This is a genomic window from Neobacillus drentensis (genome assembly GCF_036962765.1).
Lineage (GTDB): Bacteria > Bacillota > Bacilli > Bacillales > Cytobacillaceae > Neobacillus > Neobacillus drentensis_C.
On sequence record NZ_JBALOS010000344.1, the window covers coordinates 1 to 5305 of the forward strand.

The following is a 5305-nucleotide window of genomic DNA, read 5'->3' on the forward strand; positions in this document are numbered from 1 at the left end:
CTCTTGGAAGAGTCGTAAGAAAATTCACTATCTATCCGACAATTTTTTAAGAAATATTTTTAATTTAATCATTAATCTGTTTTTTAACATAACACTAAATCGAAAATCAATTTGTAAGATTATGTAATAATATGGCCGTTCTTTGGTTCGATTTAACAATAGTAACCTATCATTCTTGATTCTTCCTTACATAACCTATACCGTGCGGAACTGTATAGCTTCTAAAATCCTCTGGCACATTTTCATACAACGGATAGTAAGGAAGCGGGATGATGGCACAATCAAATGCCCAAAGTTTTTCTTCTCGATTTCCTACAAGACCTATGAATGCTTCTCCGTCTTGCATTTTGTTTGTTAAATACACTCCTGTTTCTTGAAACGTTTCAAAGAACAAAGACATGATTTTGAATAACACCTTTTCCCATTTCGAAACATCTTTTGTATATGGTTGGTCTTCGAGTTTCACCATTATTAAAAGCTCAATCCAAGGTTCTTTTAATGAATATGAACCTATTTTATCTGTCCAAATTATGATGGAAGCAAAGACATTCAGTTTAGAATGATCCAGCTCTAACAACATGTTATGGCTTAGTGGAATCGATTCTTCAGAATCTAATCGAAAATCATCTACCGACCAGATTATACCTGAAAGCCATCTGTCTACTTCATCTTGTGAGAAACCCGTTTGTAGCAACAAGTGTCTAAAATTACGGAGTATCTGTTGAAAGTTTTCTGCATTGCTATACCTAGTATAAGTCTGAATATATTTGTATTCCCCCAACGTCTTTCCTCCTTCTTCACCCTTTAGTTCTAAGATTTAAAGTATAATAGGTACCGGCATTCTAACCACAATGCAATACCGGTACCTATTCATTCACATTATTCTAGTAATTTTCCCTGTAATTACATTGAAGTCTATTTTATGCCTAATTGACTTAATATGCTGTCCAATGTTGAACCTTTATACGATTTTTTCGCTATTGGTGCATTTGAAACTGTTGGATTTTGTAATCCGAAGTTTTTAACAATGTAATCCATATCCTTTTTATCAACTACTTTATCAAAGTTAAAATCTGCTGTAGCTTTATTCGTATCCCAATATGTTTGTACTGCTAATGCATCTAGAATATCGATAACATTATCTTTGTTTACATCGCCAGCTGCAGCAACTGGTAAGTTCCAAGCTAATCTTTTTCCTACGATTTCCCCACGTACATTATTGGATAAAACAAGTTGTCGGTTCATAGTGAAATGACCTGGTACATCAACAGTTACCGTATAAGGATTTACTTCAGCTTTAAGACCTTCAATGATATACTGCCCACTCTTATTGAAACTCGGCGCATTAACACTTGTTTTTCCATCATAAGAAGTAACTGTTACTTTTGCACCGATTGCACTTAGATCAATCGCATAATTTTGCTGACCTGTTGCAGGATCAATTGTCCCTTCTAAACGCAATGCTCCATCTAATCTTGAATAGGTTGGTTTGTATTTAATACTTTCCATGTAAGAGTAAACATTATTAGTCACAACATCTGATTGATCAGTCGTAGAGGCTGTCATTGTATACCAATTGAAAGCAGATCCTCCATAAACACCATCTGTAAATTTTTTAGACGTTTTAAGGTCGAAATTAAATAACTGTAAGTCTTCTGGTAATAATTTATCGCCTAAATAAGTGAATGTAATTGTATAGTTTAAATACCCCCCTGATGGAACCGTAGATACTGACACTTTTGCATCACCATATTGTTTTACCACATCATTTACAACTACATTTTCAATTGAAGCAAGGTTAGAATCAACTGGTATTGTAATTTTAGTTGTCTTTAAATTTTTAACATTATTTGAACGAACGCTATAATTTACTGTATCTCCTGTAGTTACGATTTGTTTATTTGCTTTTAAATAGTAATATGGTAAATTGTGATCCACAAAAACAACTCTTAACATATTAAAAGCATTTCCAGTAAAGTTTCTTGCATAATCCATTCCATAAAACTGAACTTGTAAAGGTGCAGCTTGTTTTCTAACTACAAGTTTATCATTGTAATTTCCGTTTTTATCTGTAAAAATTGGATTTTTCGGCCATGGACTATTATAAAATGTAACAATTGCATTGTTTGATTGATCAACTGGAAGACCTAGTTTACTAGCTTCTTCTGTTTCAGGATCATTTAAGTTAAAGTTAAAGTCATATAAGAATTGTCCATTTGAATCAAATTGACTATCATTGTATTCAATTACTTTTTGGTCTAATGAATCAAAGCTAGAAGTCATAGTTGGTGCACCTAAGTCATAGATGAAATCAGCTGATTTTGTGAATGTTTTACCTTGTTCATTTGATCCAACCAGCTTAATTTTATAGCGTCCTGGTTGAGCAATTTCTGGTTGATATGCAATCGGATTCTTTGAATCACCAGTAAATGGATAATATGTTCCAGTAAAACCTCTTGAAACATAATAAGTTTGATTTTCATTCAATATAATCGGACTCAATGAACCTACTAATCCTAGGTCCTCACCTGTATTAGGATCCTGTAAAACGATATCTAATGTTTTCATATGTGATTTTAATGAGAATGAAAATGATTCGAAAGGCCACGCATTGTCCGGCCAAGCTGTATCTGACGAATACATTGGTAAGGCGTCAACTGAACCAATGCCTTCATTCACTACTCGTCCACCAAATGGAATTTGATATGTTTCTGTTGGATCTTGAGTGTTCGTGAATGTAATATATCCTTCATAAGTGCCTTTTTCAGCAGTTTTTGGAATGTTTAAATTGAACTTGATTGATTTTTGGCTAATTCCATTTAATTTGACAGATGTAGGACCAGTTAATGTTACATTATTTTTAGCTGCATCTAATGAACCTCTTAATCCAGTTTGGAATTTAACATTGACATTGAATGTTTTCGCTTTCTCACTACGATTTTTTAATGTAACAGTACGAGAATCAGCTATATCTTGATTATCAAAGCCAAATGAACCAAAACTCATTCCACCTGTTAATTCTTGAATTGATTTTTGTTTTCCATTAATGATTGTTGGCGTTTTATCTACTACTTCTAATTCAACATTTGAGTGGATTGCTTCATATGCATCTACTCTACCACTTCCTGCTTCAAATACACTATAAGCCTTTGATAGTGGATCTGCTGTATTCATTAAAATTGATTTGATATCTTCCGGTTTTAAATCTTTATTTGATTGAAGTAATAAAGCAGATACTCCTGCTACATACGGCGTCGCCATTGAAGTACCTGATAAGCGTTCATACGCATACTTGTAATCCTCTGGTTTTGATCCATCAACTGTTTTATCGTTTACATAAAATGGAACAGTTGAAAGAATTGACACACCAGGTGCTGTTACTTCTGGTTTAATATCATAGTTCACTCGAGATGGACCTCTTGAACTAAATTGTGCTAGTTCATCGGAAGCTGTTTTTAACTTCGTGAAATCGCCAAATGTGAAATCCGTTTTACCAGCTTTAATTGCAGCTGCGATTGTATTACCTTCATCATTTGATACTGAGAATGCAGGGATTGCATCGACTGATTCACCAAGGAATGCTTGAATTGCACCTTCAGCTTTATTTGTTTCATCGTTATACATTAATACGCCAGCAGCGCCAGCTGCTTTTGCATTTTTGATTTTATCAATTAATGCAATTGATCCACGTTTAATGAATGCAATCTTACCGTTTAGATCTTTTCCAGTAAAGTCCCAAGGGTTAGCTAGTCCGACATCAACAAGCTGATAAGTTTTACCTTTTAATGTTGTTAAATCGTCTTTATAATTTCTTGCTAATTGTCTTAAAGAATAGTTTTTACCATCTTGTACACCTGCATATTGATAAATATCAAGTGCGATAGATGACGCTCCTACCGTTAAAGCTAACGCTGCAGCTCCAGGCGCACCTACAGTATACATTTGATCTCCACTATTTCCTGCCGCAATGACAGTAGTAACTCCACTTAAAACTGCGTTGTTTACCGCAATGGAAGTTACAAATAGAGGGTCATTTAATGTTGCTCCTAGAGACATATTAATAACATTCATACCATCTTTTACTGCACGATCAATTCCGGCTATGATTGCATCAGTTGTTCCACTACCATATGGACCAAGTACACGGTAAGAATAAATATCTGATTCCGGTGCCGCACCAACAGTTTTATATTCACTATTTGCTTTACCATGACCACCAATGATACCCGCTACATGTGTACCATGCTCAGTATAATATGCACTACCACTAATGAATTCTGATTGTCCTGATTTTTTCCAATCTGCATATGTAGTTTCCATCGGATCATTGTCATTATCAACGAAATCATATCCGCCTTTAAACGCATCCTTTAAATCTGGATGGTTATAATCAATACCAGTATCTAAAATCCCTACTTTTATCCCTTTTCCAGTAAATCCTTCTGCATGTAAACGGCCTAATCCATCATATGGTGTATAGTTTGCAATATTAAATTCATCAGCTTTTTTTGGCTCACTCTCTTTCACTTGAGCAGGCGGATCAATCGTAAATATTTCGTTACTCCAAACTTTCTTTACAGCTTTTGATTTTAATAGTTTTTCAATTTGGTTTGCTGGTAGAGTCATTGAAACACCATTAAATGCATGTTTATATGAACGATTAATCTTATAGTCTATTTTTTTACTATTTTGATCAGTTAATACTTGTCCTAAATCTTTTGAAAATGTCACGTGATCCTGATCGACTAATTTTGCTGCTTCAGCCTCTGTTAATTGCTGGCCATCTACACTCGCTTCAATTTGAGCGACTTTAGCAGGTTTATTTGCAAACTCAACAATGACATTTGTTTGGTTTGAAGAGTTTAAATTAATATCAGAAGAAATTTGAAGTCCTGTCTCTTCATTTGTTGAAAGCTGATTAAGAGCTGCTCTTTGTTCTGATGTTAAATTTGCTAGAATATCTTCTACCTTACTTGGACTGGCTGCTATTGTGTTATTGGTTACTTGCCCAAGTGAGCCCAATATAAAACTTGATGATAATGCTAAAACTGTAAAGCTGTTTAAAAACTTTTTCTCTGCCTTTTTCCGCATATTCATCCTCCAGATATTCTAGTTAACAAAATAAATCCTTCAATGAACGATTAAGAAATGATTATAATATACTAGTAGTTTCATATTCTAAAAAACTATTCATTAAAAATTATTTTGCATTACTAATTATTCAAACTATTAGGATATTTTTCAATTGGGTTATCCGTACCTATAAATTTTCAGAATACAAGTCTCCTTCAAATACCGACTTAAT

The 5305-nt window shown here is 33.9% G+C and carries 2 protein-coding genes; both read right to left on the reverse strand.

Going from position 1 to position 5305, the window contains the following annotated elements; all coding sequences use genetic code 11:
• Window positions 1-169: 169 nt before the first annotated feature.
• Window positions 170-781, reverse strand: coding sequence for a hypothetical protein (locus V7137_RS28950; RefSeq protein WP_335701261.1), 612 nt, complete (start codon window positions 779-781; stop codon window positions 170-172).
• 134 nt (window positions 782-915) lie between these two features.
• The gene (locus V7137_RS28955; protein ID WP_335701262.1) at window positions 916-5091 is read right to left on the reverse strand and encodes a S8 family serine peptidase; all 4176 of its coding nucleotides are present in this window, start codon (window positions 5089-5091) and stop codon (window positions 916-918) included.
• Between the last annotated feature and the right edge of the window lie 214 nt (window positions 5092-5305).